This window comes from Caballeronia sp. GAWG2-1 (assembly GCF_023631405.1).
Lineage (GTDB): Bacteria > Pseudomonadota > Gammaproteobacteria > Burkholderiales > Burkholderiaceae > Caballeronia.
The window spans coordinates 45,175-64,167 of record NZ_JALQDD010000033.1 but is presented as its reverse complement, the minus strand read 5'-3'; the positions used below and the strand labels follow the sequence as shown (position 1 = coordinate 64,167).

The following is an 18,993-nucleotide window of genomic DNA, read 5'->3' as shown; positions in this document are numbered from 1 at the left end:
GCCATGAAGAAGCTCATCAACAATCCCGCCGATGTCGTGCGCGAGATGCTCGAAGGCGTCGCGCGGCAGTCGCCGCACTTAGCCATCCTCGGCAATGAAAACGTGATCGTGCAGCGCGCGCAGCACGAGGCGAAGGACCGGCAGGTCGCCGTCATCTCGGGCGGCGGCAGCGGTCACGAACCCGCGCACGGCGGCTATGTCGGTGCGGGCATGCTGAGCGCGGCGGTATGCGGTGAAGTCTTCACCTCGCCGCCCACGGATGCCGTGCTCGCCGCGATCCGCGCTTGTGCCGGTCCGCGCGGCGCGGTGCTGATCGTGAAGAACTACACGGGCGACCGCCTCAACTTCGGTCTCGCGGCGGAACTGGCGCGCGCGGAAGGCATTCCGGTCGAAGTGGTCATCGTGGCCGACGATGTCTCGCTGCGCAAACAGGCCGCGCGCAATCAGCGGCGCGGTATCGCGGGAACCGTGCTCATCCACAAGGTCACGGGCGCGGCCGCCTCGCGCGGATCGTCGCTCGAAGAGGTCGCGGCGATCGCGCGCCATGCGGCGGCCAATCTCGGCACCATGGGCGTCGCGCTCGATGGCTGCACGCTGCCGGGTGTCGAAAAGTCCAGCTTCACGCTCGCCGACGACGAGATCGAACTCGGTCTCGGCATCCACGGAGAAAAGGGCGTGGAGCGCACCGCGCCGCTGCCCGCCAACCAACTGACCGACGTTCTGCTCACGAATATCATCGACGATCTCGCGCTCGAAAGCGGCGAGCGCGTCGCACTGCTCGTGAACGGCCTTGGCGCGACGCCGCAAATGGAACTGGATGTCGTGTTGCGCGCCGCCTTCGACAATCTGTCGCGGCGCGAGATGCACGTCGAGCGCGCATGGTCGGGCACGCTGCTGTCGGCGCTCAATATGCCGGGCTGCTCCGTTTCGCTATTGCGTGTCGATGACGCGACGCTCGGTCTGCTCGATGCCGCGACCGAATCGCGCGCATGGCTGGGCGGCGGCGCGGTCGGACGGGAAATCCGTATCGCCATGGCGGCGGATACCGTCGCGGAGGGGCACGGAATCGCGCGGGAAAGCGACGGCGGCTGGGCGCGGGTCATCGAGCCGGCGCTTCAGTCGGTGGCGCGTGCGCTGATCGACAACGAACCGCGCCTGACCGAACTCGATTCCCTCGCCGGCGACGGCGATCTCGGTGCGAGCATGAAACGCGCGGCGGACGCGATCCTCGGCGTGCCGGGATCGGCGCTCGGCACGCCGGACGGCGCGCTTGCCGCACTCGGGGCGTCCTTGCGCCGGGCGATAGCGGGAAGCTCCGGCCCGTTCTACGCGACGGCGCTCTTGCGCGCGTCGCGCCATCTCGCGGGAGTCGCGCAACCGAAGCCGGCCGATTGGGCCGCCGCGTTCAGGGAAGCGGTGCAGGCCATCAGCGACCTGGGCGGCGCGAAGGCGGGCGACCGCACCATGCTCGACGCGCTGTTCCCCGCATCGGCGACATTCGAAGCGGTATTGAACGAAGGAAAGTCCGCGCGAGACGCCTGGGAAGCGGCTTTATCGGCCGCTGAAGAGGGCGCGCAGGCCACGGCGAGCATGACGCCTCGGGCGGGTCGCGCAAGCTATCTGGGCGAGCGCGCCGTGGGTTCGCCCGATGGCGGCGCGGTCGCGGTGACGTACTGGCTCCGCGCGCTCGCGCCGCATATCGGCGTGCGGTGATCCGCCGCGCGCGGCCGTAACGCGAGGTCCGCGTAACGTAGCAAGCGCCCATCGTTTTGGTTTCCTCATGCCGCCCGAGCCTTGCCCGGCGCGGCTTGCAGGCAATCGGCGGCCCGTGCGCCGCAATTGGCATGGTCTCTGCATTGTCTGGTGTGCACCGCAGCGCTAGCAACCTGAGAGGCTTGGCGCTAATAAAAACCAGACAACGCACGGATAACAAGATGATTGCCGCCACCCTCCCGAGTCTCGACGCCGACCGTACCGCGACCCTTATCGACGAATGCTATGCGCAGCGCCATCCGTTGCAGATTGCGCTTTGCCTGCGCAGCCTTCTGTCGCGCGGCGACTTTCTCACCGTGGAATTCGAAGGCGGGCAGATCGTGACGCAGGTCCTGGACGTCGATTCGCGCAGCGCGCGCTTTGTCTTCGATCTCGGCTGCTCGGATTCCAGCAATGCCGCGCTTGCCCGCGCGGACGCCCTGACGTTGCGCAGCCAGCCATCGGGCATCCAGACGGAATTCACGACCGGGCCGACCGTAAAAGTGCTTTTCGATGGCCGTCCCGCGTTCGAAGCGCCGATGCCCACGCTGCTGTATTACGTGCAGCGGCGGCAGTATTACCGGGTCGAGACGCCGCTCGTTAATCCGTTCGTCGCGCACGGGCGTGACGAAGCCGGCAATGCCTTCCACTTCGACGTAAAGAACCTTTCGCTCGGCGGCGTGGCCTTGCGTGTCTCCGATGACCGCATCGAAACCGCCGAACGTGGCGGAGTCTGGCGAGGCGTCACCCTGCGGATGGGCGCATTCGGCGAAGTGAGCGTCGACCTCGAGATCGCCGCGCCGCGTTACGAACTCATGCAGACCGGCGAGCGCCGCGCGATTCTCGGTTGCCGCTTCATCGACCTGAGCGGCTGCGCTGAACGCGCCTTGCAGCGAACCATTACGCAGCTCGAACTGAAGCATCTCGGGCGCGGCGTCTGAACCCGTGACACACCGATAGCCGACTGTCACCTGACGGCACGCTTGCAAAGTGGCGAGCGTGCTCGTTGTCTCATCGATCATGTAAGCGTTCCCCAAAATCGGGCATGTGATGTGCTGTTCATACGGAGTCAGATGGCAATGCACGCCGCCTTCCGCAACCGATGCACGGCCCACTGCCTAATCTTTTTTGGGGTACTCACTCATGAGCACGACCAGCCTGAGATATCGATCGCGGACGGCGACAGCCCTCTTCGATCTACTCAATCCCATTCCCTACGGACTCTTCGTCGGGACGCTGATTTTCGACATCATCTTCGTCATCACCGCCAACGTTTTTTGGGCGAAGGGCGCCGCGTGGCTCGTCACGACGGGGCTCATCCTCGCGATCATTCCGCGCTTCATCAATCTCGGGCATGTGTGGTTCGGCTCACGCCACGTCGTCACGCGCACCGAGAAGCTCGACTTCTGGCTCAACCTGCTCGGCATCATCGCGGCGGTCGTCAACGCGTTCGTGCATAGCCGCGACGGTTATGGAATCGTGCCGCTCGGCGTGATTCTTTCGGTTATCACCGTGGTGCTGTTGAGCGTTGGACATATCGCGCTTGCCTTCGATAAATTCGGCTTCCAGGAGGCGGCTCGTGACTAAGCAAACCACTTTGACGAGCGTTATCGCGCTCTCTATTGCAGCACTCTTTGCGGGATGCAACGAGCACGCCGAATACGACAGCGCGCATCAGGCTGGCGCGAATCCGCCACTGCCTACCGCCAAGAGCTTCTTTACTCCGCCGATGCAAGTCCCGAAGTTCGCGGGCTGGAAAGACAACGAAACGCCCAAGGTCGCGGACGGACTGAAGATCGAGAAGATCGCGTCTGGCCTCGAGCATCCGCGGCAGGTGTATGCGCTTCCGAATGGCGACATTCTCGTGGCCGAATCGGGCAGCCCGAACGCGGAGCCGGTCACCACGCCGAAGCAGTTGATCGCGGGCATGGTCCAGAGCCGCTCAGGCAAGGAATCGAAGGGCGCGAACCGCATCACGTTGCTCAGAAAGCGTGGCGATGGCAGCGGGGAATGGGAAAAGCACGTGTTCATCGACCATCTGCATTCGCCCTTCGGCATGCAGTTGATAGGCGACACGCTCTATGTCGCCGATACGGACGCGCTGCTCAAGTTCCCCTACAAGACGGGCGAAACGAGCATCTCGGCGGAAGGCGTCGAGCTCGCCGATCTGCCTGATCGCGTGAACCATCACTGGACCAAGGCGCTGCTCGCAAGCCGCGATGGCAAGAAACTTTATGTGGGCGTCGGGTCGAACAGCAACGTTGGCGAGAACGGACTCGACGTGGAGTATCGGCGCGCGAACGTGCTCGAAGTAGATGTCGCGACCGGCGCGAGCCGTATCTTTGCGGCAGGCATTCGCAACCCGACCGGCTTGCAATGGGAACCGAAGACGGGGCAACTCTGGACCGTGGCCAACGAACGCGATGAGATTGGCGCGGACCTCGTGCCGGACTATCTGACTTCGGTAAAGGATGGCGCTTTCTATGGCTGGCCTTATAGCTACTACGGCCAGCATGTCGATACGCGCGTCAAGGAGCAGCGTCCGGATCTCGTCGCAAAGGCTATTCCGCCGGATTACGCAATCGGTTCGCACGTCGCGCCGCTCGGGCTGATGTTCTATACGGGCAGCAATTTGCCGGCGCAGTATCACGGTGGCGTGTTTATCGGCGAGCATGGCAGTTGGGATCGCTCGCCGCTGTCGGGGTATGCGGTGACGTATATCGCGTTCGAGAACGGCAAGCCTGTAGGCACGCCCAAGCCCGTGGTAACAGGCTTCGTTTCCGATGATGAGAAGGAACTGCGCGGCGCGCCTGTCGGCCTGACTCAGGACAAGAACGGCGGACTCGTCTTTGCGGACGATGCCGGCAATACCGTTTGGCGCGTGACGGGCGCGGGCGGTTAGCCTGCGAGCTTGTTGCAGAGACGCCGCATGCCGTTGAAAATCGCTTCGGCAATGTCCATCGGAAAGTCGCGGGGCAGCACGCTCGCGACTTCATCGACGACTTGTTCGGTGCGCGCCGTGACTTCGGCGATCAGCGCTTCGACTTCCGGCGCGGCGAGTCCGACTGTGCGCCCTTGCGCGATCCAGTGACGCGGCAAAATCTCGGCGATGACGTAATGAATGTTCTTGCCATGCACGGCCATGGCGAGTTTCGCGCGCTGCGCGGCAAGCTGATTGCGTCCCCGTCCGATGATCGGATGCGCGGACAGCACGTCATAAAGCGGCGTCGATTCATAACGATTGCCGGGCAGATGCGCGATGCTGAAGTTTTTCGCGTGACCATCGGTGGCGGCGAGCAGCCAGAAAACCAACTGCGCCATGAAGAAGTCGCGCCGGTCGTCGGCCGCGCGCCCCGAGCCCGACAGCACTTCCATGACATGGCCGATTCCCGGTCCGCCATCCGCTTCGTACTTTTGTAGCGCGGGCGTGCCGGTGGCCTGACACATATCCTCTTGCGGGAGCCGCAAAATCCAGCGCTTGTCGCTCGACAGACGGCGATCGAACCGTTCGACGACGAGCACTTTTTGATCTTCGAAGACTTCGATCTCGCACCGCGCGATAGCCAGCCCGAATGCCGCGACGATCTTCGAGCAAAGCCATTCGTTCTCCACCGATGTCCGCATGTCCGCTCGCATGTTGCCGACGAGCCCAAGCGGCAATTTAAAGATGTGCGTGGTCGGCGTGCTGCCCTCGGGCAATAGCCACTGCTTGCCGCGCCGAAGCAGGGCGGTCTTTTCTTGTGCGCCTGCTATCGAGAGACGCAGGTCATCGAGCGGTTCGTGTTGTCCGAGTTGCGGCGTGGCGGTCGTCTCGCGCAGCAGCCGGGCGATCTGCGATTCGCCCATCGCGCGTCCCGTTATGCTTTCGAGATCGACCGGCGTCTCTCCGGGCGGCAGCATTTGAAGGGCGCCGACGCAGTCGCGACCCAACTGCGCGAGCAGCTGAAACGGCGCCGTGCCGCCCGTTCGATAACGCATGGCAATGCGACGGCGGATTGGCTCGCTGTCGGGCAGAAGGTTGTCGAAAAAGTTCGCGACCACTTGCCCGCGATACGGCTGGTTGCCCGGCGTGAACGGCAGCGACAGCGAGAGCGGACGGCCTTGCGGGTCGGCAATCCACTCATCGCGATAGACGAGGCGCTCGCCACCAGTGCTGGATTCCCAGTGGCCGACGGGCAGTCCGTTCATCCAAAGGTCGAGCCGGTTCGGGTCAGTGCGGCGCGCCATGCTTACCAGTTCTCCCGCTTTTTCGCGGTTTTGGCTCGCGCTGACGTTGCCTTCGCCGCGATTTTCTTCGTGATGGGCGGGACTTTGTCCGCTATGACGCCATCCGTCAGCATCATCTCGACGCCCAGCACGCGCAAGACTTTGAACATGCGCTCCATGCTTGCCGCAGCGGGATTGGCTTCCAGTTGCGCATAGGTCTGCTGCGTCACGCCTAATTGCGCGGCCATGCTTGCCTGAGTTAGCCCGGCGGCTTTGCGAAAGCCTTTGAGAATGGGCCGTAATTGGCTGAGCGTCTTTACCGGATAGTCCACGAAGATCCCTACAGTCTTAAGACTGTTAAGCGTTTCTACAGTCTATGACCTGTTAAAGCAAAAAACAAGTTTTAGACTGTAAATAGTAAAAACAGCCTAAAACCTGTTTTTCGAAAAAGTCTGGCCCAATTAAGCATTTTCAGAAGACCTTAGCCCGTGCCGGTTAAAATTCGACGTTTTTCGCCCGCATCGACAGACCACGACACGCCACGACATTCAAGGACCGCCCTTCATGCTTGCCCGCATCACCCGCCTGTTTCCGCTCTGGGCCGTTCTGGTCTCCGTTGCCGCCTACTATTCGCCTTCGTCCGTCACGGGCATTGCGCCGCATGTCACCACGCTCCTGACCATCATCATGCTGTCGATGGGCGTAACGCTCTCCGTCGACGACTTCCGGCGCGTCTTCACGCGCCCCGCGCCGGTAATCGCGGGCATCGTGCTGCATTACCTCGTCATGCCGCTTGCCGCGTGGGTTATTGCAAAGGCGTTGCACATGCCGCCTGATCTGACGGCGGGCATGGTGCTGGTTGGCAGCGTGGCGAGCGGCACGGCGTCCAACGTCATGATTTATCTGGCGCGCGGCGACGTCGCCTTGTCGGTGACCATCAGCGCGCTCTCGACACTCGTCGGCGTGTTCGCGACGCCGCTGCTCACGCGCCTTTATGTCGATGCGTCGATCTCGGTCGATGTCCACGGCATGTTGATGAGCATCCTGCAGATCGTCGCGCTGCCTATCGTGGTCGGACTTATCGTGAATCATCTGTTCGAGAAGTTCGTGCGCAAGATCGAATGGCTGCTGCCGCTCGTGTCGATGGTATCTATTCTGCTCATCATTGCCGCCGTGGTCGGCGGGACGCAGAAGAGTATTGCGTCGGTCGGGCTCGTGGTCGCGTTCGGCGTGGTGATGCATAACGGCATCGGACTCTTGAGCGGCTATTGGGGCGGCCGCTTGCTCGGCTTCGACGAGGCCGTGTGCCGCACGCTCGCTATCGAAGTGGGCATGCAGAATTCGGGGCTCGCGGCTACGCTCGGCAAGCTTTATTTCACGCCGATAGCGGCCTTGCCCGGCGCCCTGTTCTCCGTGTGGCACAACCTCTCGGGCTCGATGCTCGCGGGTTATTGGGCTGGCCGTCCGGCGAAGGGTTCGACACGCGATACGGATCCGGCCGCGGTCGTCGCTGCAAAACGAAACTGACTTGCACGTTGCGTGGTGCGCTTCGAGGCGCGCTAGTTTTTGGCGCCCCGACCTTTCCACGTCGCGATGGCCACACCGAGAACGGCGACGCCCATCGCCCACCAGGCCATTGTCGGCAACACTTCGCCGAGAATGAAGTAGGACATGATTGCCGCGCCGGGCGGCACGAAGAAGAACAGCGCCGCTACTTGCGACACCTTTCCGGCGCGTGTCAATGCGAGCAGCAGCGTGATCGCGATCAGCGAGTTGCCGATCACGAGATAAGCGAGCGTGACGGCGAGCGTCGGGTTCCACTGCACTTCCGTGCGCTCGAAGAAGAATGCCATCGGCGCACAGCACGCGAAGCCCACTGAATATTGAACGAGGTTCGACGTGAGCGGGTCCTGCGCGGTGCCCGCGCGTTTCTCGTACAACATCGCGGCCGTGATGCCGATTAGCGCGCCCACCGCGAGCAATACCGGCCCGAGTGCCGATGCGTGCAGCGTGCCGCGCGACAGGATCACGCCGGCCGAGCCGCCGAGCGCGAGTATCAAGCCCAGCCATTGCCGCACGCCAATACGCTCACCGGTCAGCGATGGCGCAAGCACGCTCACGAGTATCGGCTGCAACGAAACGATCAGCGCAAGCCATGACGTTGCAATGCCCGCTGTCATCGACAGATAGCTGAGGCCGAAGTACATCACCTGCACGAGCAGACCCATGACGACCAGGTAACGCCAGCTTCGCATGTCGCTTGGCCAGAGCGGCCGTCTGAACACGCATACGCCGATGAGCACCGCGATGCTGAGCGCAAAGCGTATCGAGAGAAACGTGAGCGGCGAGGCGTAGTGCAGGCCGGTCTTGGCGACGGGAAAGCCCGCGGACCACAAAAGCAAAAAGACAATCGGACCGCCGATGGCAAGCCAGCGTCCGCCATCTTGTGCTGCTTCCTGCGTGACGCGATGCGCGTTCGGCCCCTGTGCCATGTCTCGCTTCCCTTTAGGTTTTGATCGTCTTGCGACCGGAGCAAACGCGCGTTCGACAAGACGTGGACGGTTTAAAGCCTTCCACGCATGGCTTTGCCGGGAACAACGTCTGCTCTTGCTTACGAGCTAAGGCACTGTTGAAAGCCTTCGCATGACGAGCACTTTCTCTCACAAAAATAGCATTAACCGCGTCTTGCACATTCGCGAAAACATTCTCGCGAAGCCACGCGCGGACTGCCTACGGAGCCCACCTATGCGTGACCTCGACCTCGATCATAACGTCCGACCCACCCTTCGAACGCCCGTCCCGAAACTCATGCGTCGTGCCGCATTCGGTGTGGCTGTTTGCTTGTCGTTCTCTCTTGCAGCATGCAACAGCGCACCGGACAAGCCGTCACCCGTGGCGAACGCGGTCGCCAATGCAACCGCGGCCGTGCGCGCGGACGACGACATGAAGACCGTGCTCGACGCTTATGCGGCACTCGATCCGAAGGCCATCGAGAAGGTCGATGTGCCGACGGCGCGCGCTCAACCTACTATCGCCGATGCCGTCAACTCCGTGCTGAAGACGCAGGGTCGCAGCACTTCGCCGCAAGCGTTGGTGCCGGGCGTCACGAGCCGCGACATTACAGTGCAGGGCGCGGCCGGCAGCTTGCCCGCGACGGTGTACAAACCCGCAGGCAATGGCCCGTTTCCCGTCGTGACGTATTTTCATGGGGGCGGCTGGGTAATCGCGGACCGCAAGGTTTATGACGGCGGCGCGCGTGGGCTTGCGAAGGCGGCCAATGCAATCGTCGTATCGGTCGATTACCGGCGTGCGCCCGAGGCGCGCTTTCCCGCCGCGTGGGATGACGCCTTCGCGTCGTACAAGTGGGTGGCAAGCCACGCCGCTTCGCTTGGCGGCGACCCGAAGAAGCTAGCGCTCGCGGGCGAAAGCGCGGGCGGCAATCTCGCGGTCGCGACGGCCATCGCCGCACGCGATGCGAATGCGCCGAAGCCGCTTGCCGTGATCGCCGTGTATCCGGTGGCGCAAACGGGCAGCATGAACACGGAGTCGTATATCGAGAACGCAGTGGCCAAGCCGCTCAACAAGCCGATGATCGCGTGGTTCCTCGACAAGCTCTTGCGCACGCCGGCCGACAAGCAGGACACGCGTCTCGACCTGGTTCACGCCAATCTCGCGGGCTTGCCGCCGGTCACCATCATCAACGCGCGTATCGATCCTTTGCGTGACGATGGCGCGCAGTTGCAGAAGGCGATTGCAGCGGCGAACGGGCCGGTCGATCGTCGCGTCTATGACGGCGTGACGCACGAGTTCTTCGGCACGGCGGCTGTGGTGCAGAAGGCGAAAGATGCGCAGCAGTATGCGGGGACGCGCTTGCAGCAGTCTTTTGGCACAGGTCAGTAAGCGCGGGTGATGTGATTCGCACGCGGGACGGCTTCGATGTTTCCCGCGTGCGCCTCGTGGCTCATGGGTTGAATGTCATTCCTCGCACGGCACGTTGCAAGCCGCGGCAACAGGCCGTGCCTCCGCGCCAATGCCTGCAAGCGTCGCAAGTCCCAGCAACGCCAGCGCACCGCCCACCATGAAGTCCGTCGGAATGCTCGCGCGATCGACGACCGCGCCGCCGACGAACGAACCCATCGCAATCGCCACTTGGATGATGCTCACGAAAAGCGCCGATCCGGCCTCCGGATGCTCGGGCGTCGCGCGCTGAATCCACATGCTGAAGCACAGCGGCAGCGCGCCGAATGCAATACCCCACGCCAGCACAACCGCGCCGACCGCGAGCGACGAATGCCGCAGGATCGGCATTAGCAGCAGCGCGAACATGAGGAGCGACACCATCGTGAGAAGCGTGCCCTTGAGGTTGCGCTGCACGGCGGACGACGCCGCGAAATTCGAGAAGAACCCGATGATGCCGAAGCCGAGCAGAAGCCACGTGACCGTCGCCATGTCGAGGTGTGCATCGCCGAGCAAGAAGGGCGTTACATACGTGTAGGAAGAAAAGTGCGCGCCGAAGACGAGCGCCACCATCAAAAGACTTCTGCGCGGATGCGAGTGCTTGAGAAGCGCCGTGAGATCGCCGAAGCGCAAAGCCGCAGCCGATGGCAACGAAGGCACGAGCAACCACTGCGCGACGAGCGCGACGGCAACGAGCCCTCCCGTCGCCAGAAACGACACGCGCCAAGACGCCACGCTCGCGATGAACGTACCGAGCGGCACGCCAATGACCGTCGCGCACGTCACGCCGGTGAGAATGGCGGCCATTGCGCGTGCACTGTCTTTCGCCTCGACGAGCCTTCCCGCCGCCGATGTCGCGAGCGTCCAGAAACCGCCGAGCGCGGCGCCCAGAAGCGCGCGGCCAAGCAGCATGACAACGAGATTCGGTGCGAACGCCGACAGCAGGTTCGAGCACAAGAGCAACGCGGTGAGCAACAGGAACACATGCCGCCGGTCCATGCGTCCCGCGCCGAGCATCAAAGCGGGTGCGGAAATGGCCGCGACGATGCCGGGAATGGTCACCATCAATCCCGCCACGCCGGGGAGAATGTTCAAGTCGTGCGCGACGTGAGGAAGCAATCCAACGGGTAGAAATTCGGTGGTGACGAACGCGAACGCGCCAATCGTCACGGCGGCGACCGCGAGCCACTGACGCAGCGACGAGTTTTTGTCGTCGGTCAGGGGCGTGGCGCGTTCGAGCGTCGAGTCTTCCATCAGCATGGCGTTTTTCGATCCGGGTAAGGAGTGAGTGCGGGCTTATCTTCGAGCATCTTTGCCGGCAACATAACACTGCCTTTCATCTTCTGCACAAGTGACCCAACCGCGGCTTATGGGGCCGGGTTAGCAATGCCATGCATGTTCTTAGCAGAAGTGCTTGGTTCTATTTTTGGCGGCGCTGCGCTACTTTCGAGGCTTTGGCTTTTATCCGCGTCTCATGCCCAGCAACTCCACTTCTCCGCTTCTTCAAGTGCGTCACCTCGATGTCGACTACGGCGCGCATCGCGCGGTGCGCAAGCTGTCGTTCGACATCGCGGCGGGGCAGGCGGTGGCGCTCGTCGGCGAATCGGGCTGCGGCAAGTCCACTACGGCGATGTCGCTCATGCGCCTTCTGCCGAAGCATGCGAAGACCGGCGGCGCGGCGCTCTTCGATGGCATCGATCTTTTATCGGCGCCGGAACGCAAGCTCGCGGACCTGCGTGGCCGCCGCATGTCGATGATCTTTCAGGAGCCGATGACTTCGCTCAATCCCGTGCTGACTATTGGTGCACAAGTCGCCGAGGCGCTGATTCTTCATACATCGATGTCGCGTGCCGCTGCGCGCAAGCGTGCCGTCGAACTGCTCGATCTTGTGCGCATTCCCGAACCCGCGCGTCGGGCGGACGACTATCCGCATCATCTTTCCGGCGGACAACGCCAGCGCGCGATGATCGCCGCAGCCATCGCTTGCGAGCCCGCGCTTCTTATCGCCGATGAACCCACCACCGCGCTCGATGTCACCGTGCAGGCCGGCATCCTGCGTCTGCTCGATAACTTGCGGCGCGATCTTTCGATGGCATTGCTGCTCATCACGCACGATCTGGGTATCGTGTCCGACTGGGCGGATCGCGTAGTCGTGATGCATGGCGGTGAGGCGCTCGAACAGGGTTCGGCGCGCGACGTGCTCGATCATCCGCGTCATGCCTATTCACGTGGATTGCGCGGCGCGGCGCTGCATCTCTCGGGCGACAAGCATTATCGCGAGGCGCGCTTGCCGGAGATTCGCGCGCTCGCTTCGGCCACGGGCATGACCGATTTCACGCTACATGTGCCGACGCGCGCGGCGCATTCGGCACGGCCCATCGACCACGATGCAAGACCGCTGCTCTCGCTCGACAAGGTCGACACGGCTTACGCGACAGCGCGTGGCACGCGTCATGTGCTGCACGATATTTCCTTCGATATCGCGCGTGGCGAGACGGTGGGTCTGGTCGGCGAATCGGGTTGCGGCAAGTCCACGCTCTCGCGCACCATCATGCGGCTTTTGACGCCGGATGCCGGACGCATCGTGCTCGATGGCGTCGATATCGCGCGGCTGACGCGGCGTGAGCTGGCGCCGCATCGGCACAAGATGCAGATGGTGTTTCAGGACCCTTATGCATCGTTGAATCCGCGCAAGACGGTAGGGCAGATTCTGCATTTCGCGCTCGATGTTCAGGGCACCGTTCCTACCCGCGATCGCGACGCAAGGATCGTGAAGATGCTCGATGCAGTCGGTTTGCCTTCGGGCGCGGCGCGTCGTTATGCGCACGAGTTTTCGGGCGGGCAGCGGCAACGCATTGGCATTGCGCGGGCGTTGATACTCGAACCGGCGCTTCTGATCTGCGACGAGCCGGTATCCGCGCTCGATGTTTCCATTCAGGCGCAGATACTGAATTTGCTCAGCGATCTGAAGGATGAATTCGGTCTGTCGATGCTCTTCATCTCGCACGATCTCGCTGTCGTTCGCTACATGGCGGATCGCGTGCTGGTGATGAAAGATGGACGCATCGTCGAAAGCGGCGGGCACGACGAGATCTGGGACGCGCCCAGGCACGCTTACACGCGCACGCTCATTGCATCGGTGGCGGGGCAGCGGCAGCGTGCGGGCAGCGATTCCATCGCCGCATAAACAGTTGAGCGCTCAACGCTCCGCATGCAAGCCGAACAAGGAAGCAAGACCATCGCCAAGCAGATTGAGCGCAAGCACCGTGACGACGATAGCAAGACCCGGCAAGGTCGCGATATACCAGTCCGTGCGCAGCACTTCGCGGCCCGCGCCGACCATGTTGCCCCAGCTCGCCACGTTTGGGTCGCCAAGCCCGAGAAACGCCAGCGCGGACTCCGTGAGAATGGCGGTGGCAACCAGCAATGTCGATGACACGAGCACGGGCGTCATCGTATTGGGCAAGACATCCGACACGATGATGCGCAGGTCGCTCGCCCCAAGCGCGATGCTTGCCTGCACCATCTCGCCGTGCCGCAGCTTTTGCGTTTCCGCGCGCACCAGCCGCGCGAGGTTCGGCCACGAAGTCACGCCGATAGCGAGCGCAATCGTCATCACCGAAGGCTGCACGATGGCGACGATGGCGAGCGCGAACAGAAACGGCGGCACCGTCTGAAAGAACACGGTGACGCGATTGATTTCACGATCGAGCCAGCCGCCGAAGTATCCGGCAAAAAGGCCCGCCACCACGCCGATGACGACGCTGATGAACGTCGAAGCCGCGGCGATCACGAGCGAGGCGCGTGCGCCATACAACAATCCCGAGAGGATATCGCGGCCCAGCATGTCGGTGCCGAGCGGAAACGCCGCATCTTGCCCCGGACGCAGAAATGGTTCGGCGACGAGTTCTAGTGGATCTCCGGGACGCAGCCACTGCGCACAGAGCGCGACCGCGATGATCGCCGCGAGCAGCACGCCGCCGATCAACGCGGAAGGCGCGCGCAGAAAGCGCAGAGCGGCATGCCAGCGGCGAGGCTTTTGCAGCGCGGAGAGTTGGGACATGGTGCGGTTCTCAGGAGATGCGCGGGTCGAGCCAGCGGTTGATGGCGTCGGTGGCCCAGTTGACGAGGACGACGAGAATCGAGCTGCACAGCAGCACGCCGAGCAGCACGTTGAGATCGCGCCGCACGAGCGCATCGAAAGCGAGCCGCCCGAGCCCCGGCCACGAGAACACCGTTTCGACCACCACCGCGCCGCCGATCACCGAGCCGATCTGCATGCCGAGCATCGTCACGAACGGAATGAGCGCATTGCGCAGCACGTGCACGCGAAAGAGCCGCAACGGCCGCACGCCGCGCGCAATAGCGGTGCGCACATAATCTTCGCGACGTACTTCGATGACGGTCGCGCGAATCAAACGCGCATACGTGGCGACGTAGAAAAGCGCGAGCGTGACAGCGGGAAGAATAAGATGATGTGCGACATCCAGCACATGCGCCCAGCCTGTGAGCCCGGAGGAAATGGTCTGCATGCCCCCGACCGGCAGCCAGTCGAGCCACACCGAAAACACGACCACCAGCATGAGCCCGGTCCAGAAAAGCGGCGTGGCGAAACAAAGCAGCGAAAGCGTGGAGATGACGACATCGACGAAACGTCCCGCGTACCATGCAGCGAGCGCGCCGAGCAGCAGTCCGACGATGGCCGCGATCAGCACCGCGCTGCCCATCAGCAAAAGCGTGGCGGGCACGCGGTTCCAGATGAGCTGCGCGACGGGCATGCCTTCGCGGAACGAGTAGCCGAGATCGAAGCGCGCGAGATGTCCGAGGTACTTTGCAAACTGCACCCAGAGCGGTTGATCGAGCCCGAACTGCTGACGCAACGCGGCGACGTATTGCGCCGACGCGCCGCCGGATTCGCCCGCGATGACCTGCACGGCATCGCCGGGGGCGAGCCGAAGCAGGAAGAAGTTGACGACCGCAATGCCGAGCACGACGCCCACGAGTTGCCCGAGCCGACTCAACGCGATGGAGAGCCATCGCGCGGTGCGCTTTGTATCGGTCGCGATGAGCTCACTCATGCTTCGAAGGGTCGGTGTACCACACGTTCTTGAACGAGCCATAGACCTGATCGACGCCGCTTACCGTATCGTTGAGGTCGGCCGATTGCACCGTGAAGAAGTGCAGTTCGAGCAGCGGCAGCGACGGCAGATCGGTCTGCACCTGACGCTGGAACGCTTTGAAAAGCGTTACGCGTTCGGCTTGATCGCCGGAGGCTTGCGCATCGCGAATCAGTTGATCGACCTTGGCGTTGCGATACCCCGAGCCATTCGTGAACGGAATGTTCTTGCCGATACTGTCCGACTGATACTCGCGCGTCACGCCCACTTGCGGGTCCGAGAAGCCTGCGTACCACTGGATCGTCACGTCGAAATCGCGGTCGCCGTAAATGCGGCGCGTGTAGGTCGGCGTGTCCTGATTGCGGATATCCGCGTCGATACCGATTTTCTTGAACGCTTGCTTGATGAACTCCGCGCTGCGAAGAAACTCGTCACCGTACGGCAGATAATCGATAGTCAGCTTGAAGCGCGTACCGTTGGGGCCTGCCTTGTAACCGGCCGTATCGAGCAACGCGTTGGCCTTCGCAATGTCGTAGGGATACTGCGGCACGTCGGGCTCGAAGAACTCCTTGAGTGTCGATACGACAGGGCTCACCGCTGGTTTGCCGAAGCCTGACCACACCACGCGGTTATATGCATTGCGATCGATGGCCAGATAAAGCGCCTGCCGCACGCGCGCATCCTTCAGCTGAGGACGATCGTTGTTGATGTCGAGAAAGAGCCACGGCGAGAGCCATTCATAACCCTTCGTTTCCACCTTGAGGTTCGGCAGTTTCGCGAGACGTTGCGCGTCGCGAGCGGGTACGGGGCTCAGCGGCGCGTATTGCACTTCGCCCTTTTCGAGCGCGGCGGTGCGCGCGCCGCCATCGGGAATCACACGATAGATCACCTTGTCGAGATACGGCTTGCCCTTGTCCCAGTAGTCCGGATTGCGTTCGAGCAGAATGTAGTCGCCTTTCACCCATTTGCGGAAAATGAACGGACCCGTGCCCACTGGCTTGTTGTTGTACGGATTGTTGAGGACGTCCGTGCCTTCATACAGATGCTTCGGCAACACTTGCGCGCCGTTGCTGTTGAGCGAACTCAGCACGGCAAGCGATGGCTTCGAAAAATGGATGATGACGGTGTAATCGTCCGGCGTATCCACGCGGTCCGCGTTGGCGAACAGAGCCTGATTGCGCGGATGATATTTCTTCCACACGTTTTCGAGCGTCCACTTCACGTCGGCGGAAGTGAAGGGTTTGCCGTCGTGCCACTTCACGCCCTGACGCAGATTCAACGTGAGCGTCTTGCCGTCGGTCGAAAGCGCCCACTTGACCGCGAGTCCCGGCTTGAGATGAAAGTCGTTGTCGTATTCGATGAGGCCGTCGAAGACATTGGTGCTGAAGGTTCCCGTCGGCGACGACGTGCTCAGTGCTGCCGTCAGAATGACAGGCTCGGGCTGCGAGATGACGGTGAGCGTGCCGCCGCGTTTGGGCGTCTCTGCGTGAGCCAGGCTCGATCCCGCGATGAGCGCCACGAATGCGAGCGGGCGCGCCCAACGCTGCCAGAGCCTGAGTGTTGTGCTGGTCGACACGTGCGATTCCTCTTGTTGTGATGTTGCGCGATATTTGCGTAGTGTTGATTCGATGTTGCGGTAGATGGCCGCTGCAAGACAGGGCGAGCACCTTGCGGGATCGCGAACGATAGCAACGACTCGCCACGTGAGGAACCAATAAAAAGTGCTGTGCATATGACGTGGCATGCTTCGCATCGGTGCGGTGGATGAGCGCTGCGTGGCCACGAAGAATGGTGTACGTTTCGTGTCTCGCCTGGCTTTCATATCGAACGGATCGCACATGACTCATCAAGCCGATGTCCGCGCGCTCGCCGCGCTCGAATCACGTAACGCGCATGCTGGGGCGTTTCGCCGTCTCTCGCAGGCGCATTGGAGCGACGGTCGTCTGTCGAGCCGCGACAAACATTTGGTCGCTGTGGCGGTGGGACAGGTGACGCGCTGCGAGTACTGTATCGAGCATCACGCGGAGATCGCGAAGCGCCTGGGTGCGTCGCTCGATGAGTTGCTTGCCGCTTCGTATATCGCTGCGGCGCTAGAGACTTTCGGGCGCGGGGAAGTAAAGATCGATGCCGCCTTCACGTTCGAACAACGCGAGTCGGTGATCAACGGCACGGCTATCGGCGCGGGCCGCGATACGTTCGCAAGCACCGTCTTTCGCGACGATACCTTGCCGCGTGAATTGCGCCTCGTGACCGCCGCCGCTGTCGCGCAAGCGCAAAATCACGAGCCGTTGCGGCGGTCGCTGCACGCGCTTGCCATCGAAGCAGGCGTCACATCCGAGGCGCTCGAAGAAGCCTACGCGGTCGCGATCATTCTGCGTGCGGGCGCGGTCTACGCGCATACCTTGCCTATCGCGAGATTGTTCGAAGCGAAGTGATGCAAGCCGGCTCCATTCATCGTGGCCCGGCTTTTCTTTATCTCGAAATAGCTACTAACGGTCTTTCGCCAACACGTCAGTGAATCGCGCAAAGCCGTGCGAATAGAAAAGCAACGCGCTTGGTTCGGAGAGCCTGCAAGTCAGGCGCGATACTCTATGGTTTTTGCGCTCAACGTGACCGAGATGACACCGACTTCGCCTGGCAACGGCTTGGCTTCGGCCAGCAGGTTTATCGTCGTGACCGTGCTCGTGGGTGTGGGCGCGGGCATCGGCGGCATGTTGCTCGCGTTGTTGCTGCACGCCATCCAGCACATCGCGTTCGGCTATAGCCTCGATGCGGTCATCAGCCGGGAGAGCTTTCTCGAAGGCGTGACGGCCGCGCCACCCGAGCGCCGGCTCGTCGTGCTTACGTTGTGCGGTCTCGTGGCGGGAATCGGCTGGTGGTGCGTGTATCGCTTCGGCAAGCCGCTCGTGAGTATCCGCAAGGCCGTCAAATCGGACGATCCGCGTATGCCGGTGATCAGCACGCTCGCGCATACGGTGTTGCAGATCGTCACGGTAGCCATGGGTTCGCCGCTCGGCCGTGAAGTCGCGCCGCGCGAGATCGGTTCGCTATGGGCGGGATGGCTCGCGCATTACGCGGGACTCACGCCCGCGCAGTCGCGCATCATGGTGGCGTGCGGCGCGGGTGCGGGGCTCGCGGCGGTCTATAACGTGCCGCTCGGCGGCGCGGTGTTCGTGCTCGAAGTGCTGCTCGGCACCTTCGAATGGTCCATCGTCGCGGCGGCGTTCGCGACCTCGGCAATCGGCGCGCTGGTAGCGTGGGTCGGTCTCGGCGATGAACATCAGTATCGGTTGCCCGCGCTCGCCTTCAATGCGCAGATCGTCGTGTGGGCCGTGGTCACGGGGCCGCTTTTCGGCGTCGCTGCCTGGGTGTTCGTGCGGCTGACATCGGCGGCGCGCAATGCCGCACCGCGCGGCAATGCATTGCCGGTGCTTGCACTCATCAACTTCGCGATGATCGGTGCGCTCGCCATGTATTTCCCGCAACTCGTCGGCAACGGCAAGGGGCCGGCGGGCCTGTCGTTCGACAATCAGATGACGCTCGGGCTCGCCGCCGTGCTGCTCGTGCTCAAGGTGATGGTCGAAGTGAGTACGTTGCGCGCGGGCGCGGAGGGCGGTCTGCTCACGCCGGGGCTCACGAATGGCGCGCTGCTGGCCGTGATTCTCGGTAGCGTGTGGAATGTGCTCTGGCCGGGAACGTCGCTTGGCGCGTTCGCTGTGGTGGGGGCGGCGGCGTTCCTGGGGGCATCGATGCAGATGCCGTTGACGGCCATCGTGCTGATGATCGAATTCACGCGTTTCAGCCAGGACTTTTTGATTCCGGCTGCGCTCGGCATTGCGGGTTCGACGGTGGCGTACCGGGCGGTCGAATCCTACGCGGCCCGCGCGGTCGCACGGCCGGAGCAACCGGCCAATGGCGTCGACGGGATCACGCCTTGATACATCGCGGGCTTCGCGCGGTA

The 18,993-nt window shown here is 62.7% G+C and carries 16 protein-coding genes; 9 read left to right on the top strand and 7 right to left on the bottom strand.

The window, feature by feature from the left end; translation table 11 throughout:
- Positions 1-3: 3 nt before the first annotated feature.
- The 4 genes from NCR98_RS23280 (at position 4) to NCR98_RS23265 (ending at position 4,654) form a co-directional block, all read left to right on the top strand.
- Positions 4-1,713: a dihydroxyacetone kinase family protein gene (locus NCR98_RS23280; protein WP_250527464.1), complete on the top strand. Its 1,710-nt coding sequence runs from the start codon at positions 4-6 to the stop codon at positions 1,711-1,713.
- A gap of 221 nt (positions 1,714-1,934) precedes the next feature.
- On the top strand, positions 1,935-2,693 hold the full coding sequence (locus NCR98_RS23275; protein WP_250527463.1) for a flagellar brake protein: 759 nt from the start codon (positions 1,935-1,937) through the stop codon (positions 2,691-2,693).
- A 202-nt stretch (positions 2,694-2,895) separates the two neighbouring features.
- Positions 2,896-3,339, top strand: coding sequence for a DUF2231 domain-containing protein (locus NCR98_RS23270; protein ID WP_244831820.1), 444 nt, complete (start codon positions 2,896-2,898; stop codon positions 3,337-3,339).
- Positions 3,332-4,654 carry a PQQ-dependent sugar dehydrogenase gene (locus NCR98_RS23265; RefSeq protein WP_250527462.1) on the top strand — a complete coding sequence of 441 codons (1,323 nt, stop codon included), beginning with the start codon at positions 3,332-3,334 and terminating at the stop codon, positions 4,652-4,654. Before NCR98_RS23270 ends, NCR98_RS23265 begins: the two co-directional genes overlap by 8 nt.
- Here NCR98_RS23265 and NCR98_RS23260 read toward each other — a convergent pair.
- Both NCR98_RS23260 and NCR98_RS23255 read right to left on the bottom strand, forming a co-directional pair.
- Positions 4,651-5,979, bottom strand: a complete 1,329-nt coding sequence (locus NCR98_RS23260; RefSeq protein ID WP_250527461.1) for a type II toxin-antitoxin system HipA family toxin — start codon at positions 5,977-5,979, stop codon at positions 4,651-4,653. The genes NCR98_RS23265 and NCR98_RS23260 overlap by 4 nt on opposite strands.
- A 2-nt stretch (positions 5,980-5,981) precedes the next feature.
- Entirely contained in the window at positions 5,982-6,290 is a 309-nt protein-coding gene (locus NCR98_RS23255; protein WP_250527460.1) for a helix-turn-helix transcriptional regulator, read from the bottom strand.
- Between the two features lie 232 nt (positions 6,291-6,522).
- On the opposite strand from NCR98_RS23255, the gene panS reads away from it, so the two are divergent.
- Positions 6,523-7,485 (top strand): ketopantoate/pantoate/pantothenate transporter PanS, encoded by a 963-nt coding sequence (gene panS, locus NCR98_RS23250; protein WP_250527459.1) that lies wholly within the window; start codon positions 6,523-6,525, stop codon positions 7,483-7,485.
- Positions 7,486-7,517: 32 nt separating this feature from the next.
- Here panS and NCR98_RS23245 read toward each other — a convergent pair whose 3' ends face one another.
- Complete coding sequence (locus NCR98_RS23245; RefSeq protein WP_244831816.1) at positions 7,518-8,450, bottom strand: DMT family transporter; 933 nt, start codon at positions 8,448-8,450, stop codon at positions 7,518-7,520.
- 253 nt (positions 8,451-8,703) lie between these two features.
- Here NCR98_RS23245 and NCR98_RS23240 point away from each other — a divergent pair, with 253 nt between their 5' ends.
- Positions 8,704-9,858 (top strand): alpha/beta hydrolase, encoded by a 1,155-nt coding sequence (locus tag NCR98_RS23240; RefSeq protein WP_250527458.1) that lies wholly within the window; start codon positions 8,704-8,706, stop codon positions 9,856-9,858.
- A 75-nt stretch (positions 9,859-9,933) separates the two neighbouring features.
- On the opposite strand, the gene NCR98_RS23235 is transcribed toward NCR98_RS23240, so the two are convergent.
- Positions 9,934-11,175, bottom strand: a complete 1,242-nt coding sequence (locus NCR98_RS23235; protein ID WP_250511434.1) for an MFS transporter — start codon at positions 11,173-11,175, stop codon at positions 9,934-9,936.
- A gap of 214 nt (positions 11,176-11,389) precedes the next feature.
- On the opposite strand from NCR98_RS23235, the gene NCR98_RS23230 reads away from it, so the two are divergent.
- Positions 11,390-13,102 (top strand): ABC transporter ATP-binding protein, encoded by a 1,713-nt coding sequence (locus tag NCR98_RS23230; RefSeq protein ID WP_250527493.1) that lies wholly within the window; start codon positions 11,390-11,392, stop codon positions 13,100-13,102.
- Positions 13,103-13,114: 12 nt separating this feature from the next.
- Here NCR98_RS23230 and NCR98_RS23225 read toward each other — a convergent pair whose 3' ends face one another.
- Genes NCR98_RS23225 through NCR98_RS23215 form a run of 3 tightly spaced genes read right to left on the bottom strand, consistent with a single transcriptional unit; the run spans position 13,115 to position 16,608 of the window.
- The gene (locus NCR98_RS23225) at positions 13,115-13,978 is read right to left on the bottom strand and encodes an ABC transporter permease (RefSeq protein ID WP_250469872.1); all 864 of its coding nucleotides are present in this window, start codon (positions 13,976-13,978) and stop codon (positions 13,115-13,117) included.
- Positions 13,979-13,988: 10 nt separating this feature from the next.
- Positions 13,989-14,993 (bottom strand): ABC transporter permease, encoded by a 1,005-nt coding sequence (locus NCR98_RS23220; protein ID WP_250527457.1) that lies wholly within the window; start codon positions 14,991-14,993, stop codon positions 13,989-13,991.
- Positions 14,986-16,608: an ABC transporter substrate-binding protein gene (locus tag NCR98_RS23215; RefSeq protein ID WP_250469870.1), complete on the bottom strand. Its 1,623-nt coding sequence runs from the start codon at positions 16,606-16,608 to the stop codon at positions 14,986-14,988. Before NCR98_RS23215 ends, NCR98_RS23220 begins: the two co-directional genes overlap by 8 nt.
- A gap of 262 nt (positions 16,609-16,870) precedes the next feature.
- Between NCR98_RS23215 and NCR98_RS23210 the strand changes: the two genes are divergently transcribed.
- Positions 16,871-17,467: a carboxymuconolactone decarboxylase family protein gene (locus NCR98_RS23210; protein WP_250494903.1), complete on the top strand. Its 597-nt coding sequence runs from the start codon at positions 16,871-16,873 to the stop codon at positions 17,465-17,467.
- 183 nt (positions 17,468-17,650) lie between these two features.
- Entirely contained in the window at positions 17,651-18,970 is a 1,320-nt protein-coding gene (locus NCR98_RS23205; RefSeq protein WP_244831808.1) for a chloride channel protein, read from the top strand.
- Positions 18,971-18,993: the final 23 nt, after the last annotated feature.

What these genes read in the sequence shown, in the direction of transcription:
- NCR98_RS23280 (WP_250527464.1), top strand. Translation starts at nt 4, where the DNA reads ATGAAGAAGCTCATCAACAATCCCGCCGATGTCGTGCGCGAGATGCTC.
- NCR98_RS23275 (WP_250527463.1), top strand. Translation starts at nt 1,935, where the DNA reads ATGATTGCCGCCACCCTCCCGAGTCTCGACGCCGACCGTACCGCGACC.
- NCR98_RS23270 (WP_244831820.1), top strand. Translation starts at nt 2,896, where the DNA reads ATGAGCACGACCAGCCTGAGATATCGATCGCGGACGGCGACAGCCCTC.
- NCR98_RS23260 (WP_250527461.1), bottom strand. Translation starts at nt 5,979, where the DNA reads ATGGCGCGCCGCACTGACCCGAACCGGCTCGACCTTTGGATGAACGGA.
- panS (WP_250527459.1), top strand. Translation starts at nt 6,523, where the DNA reads ATGCTTGCCCGCATCACCCGCCTGTTTCCGCTCTGGGCCGTTCTGGTC.
- NCR98_RS23245 (WP_244831816.1), bottom strand. Translation starts at nt 8,450, where the DNA reads ATGGCACAGGGGCCGAACGCGCATCGCGTCACGCAGGAAGCAGCACAA.
- NCR98_RS23240 (WP_250527458.1), top strand. Translation starts at nt 8,704, where the DNA reads ATGCGTGACCTCGACCTCGATCATAACGTCCGACCCACCCTTCGAACG.
- NCR98_RS23235 (WP_250511434.1), bottom strand. Translation starts at nt 11,175, where the DNA reads ATGCTGATGGAAGACTCGACGCTCGAACGCGCCACGCCCCTGACCGAC.
- NCR98_RS23230 (WP_250527493.1), top strand. Translation starts at nt 11,390, where the DNA reads ATGCCCAGCAACTCCACTTCTCCGCTTCTTCAAGTGCGTCACCTCGAT.
- NCR98_RS23225 (WP_250469872.1), bottom strand. Translation starts at nt 13,978, where the DNA reads ATGTCCCAACTCTCCGCGCTGCAAAAGCCTCGCCGCTGGCATGCCGCT.
- NCR98_RS23220 (WP_250527457.1), bottom strand. Translation starts at nt 14,993, where the DNA reads ATGAGTGAGCTCATCGCGACCGATACAAAGCGCACCGCGCGATGGCTC.
- NCR98_RS23210 (WP_250494903.1), top strand. Translation starts at nt 16,871, where the DNA reads ATGACTCATCAAGCCGATGTCCGCGCGCTCGCCGCGCTCGAATCACGT.
- NCR98_RS23205 (WP_244831808.1), top strand. Translation starts at nt 17,651, where the DNA reads ATGACACCGACTTCGCCTGGCAACGGCTTGGCTTCGGCCAGCAGGTTT.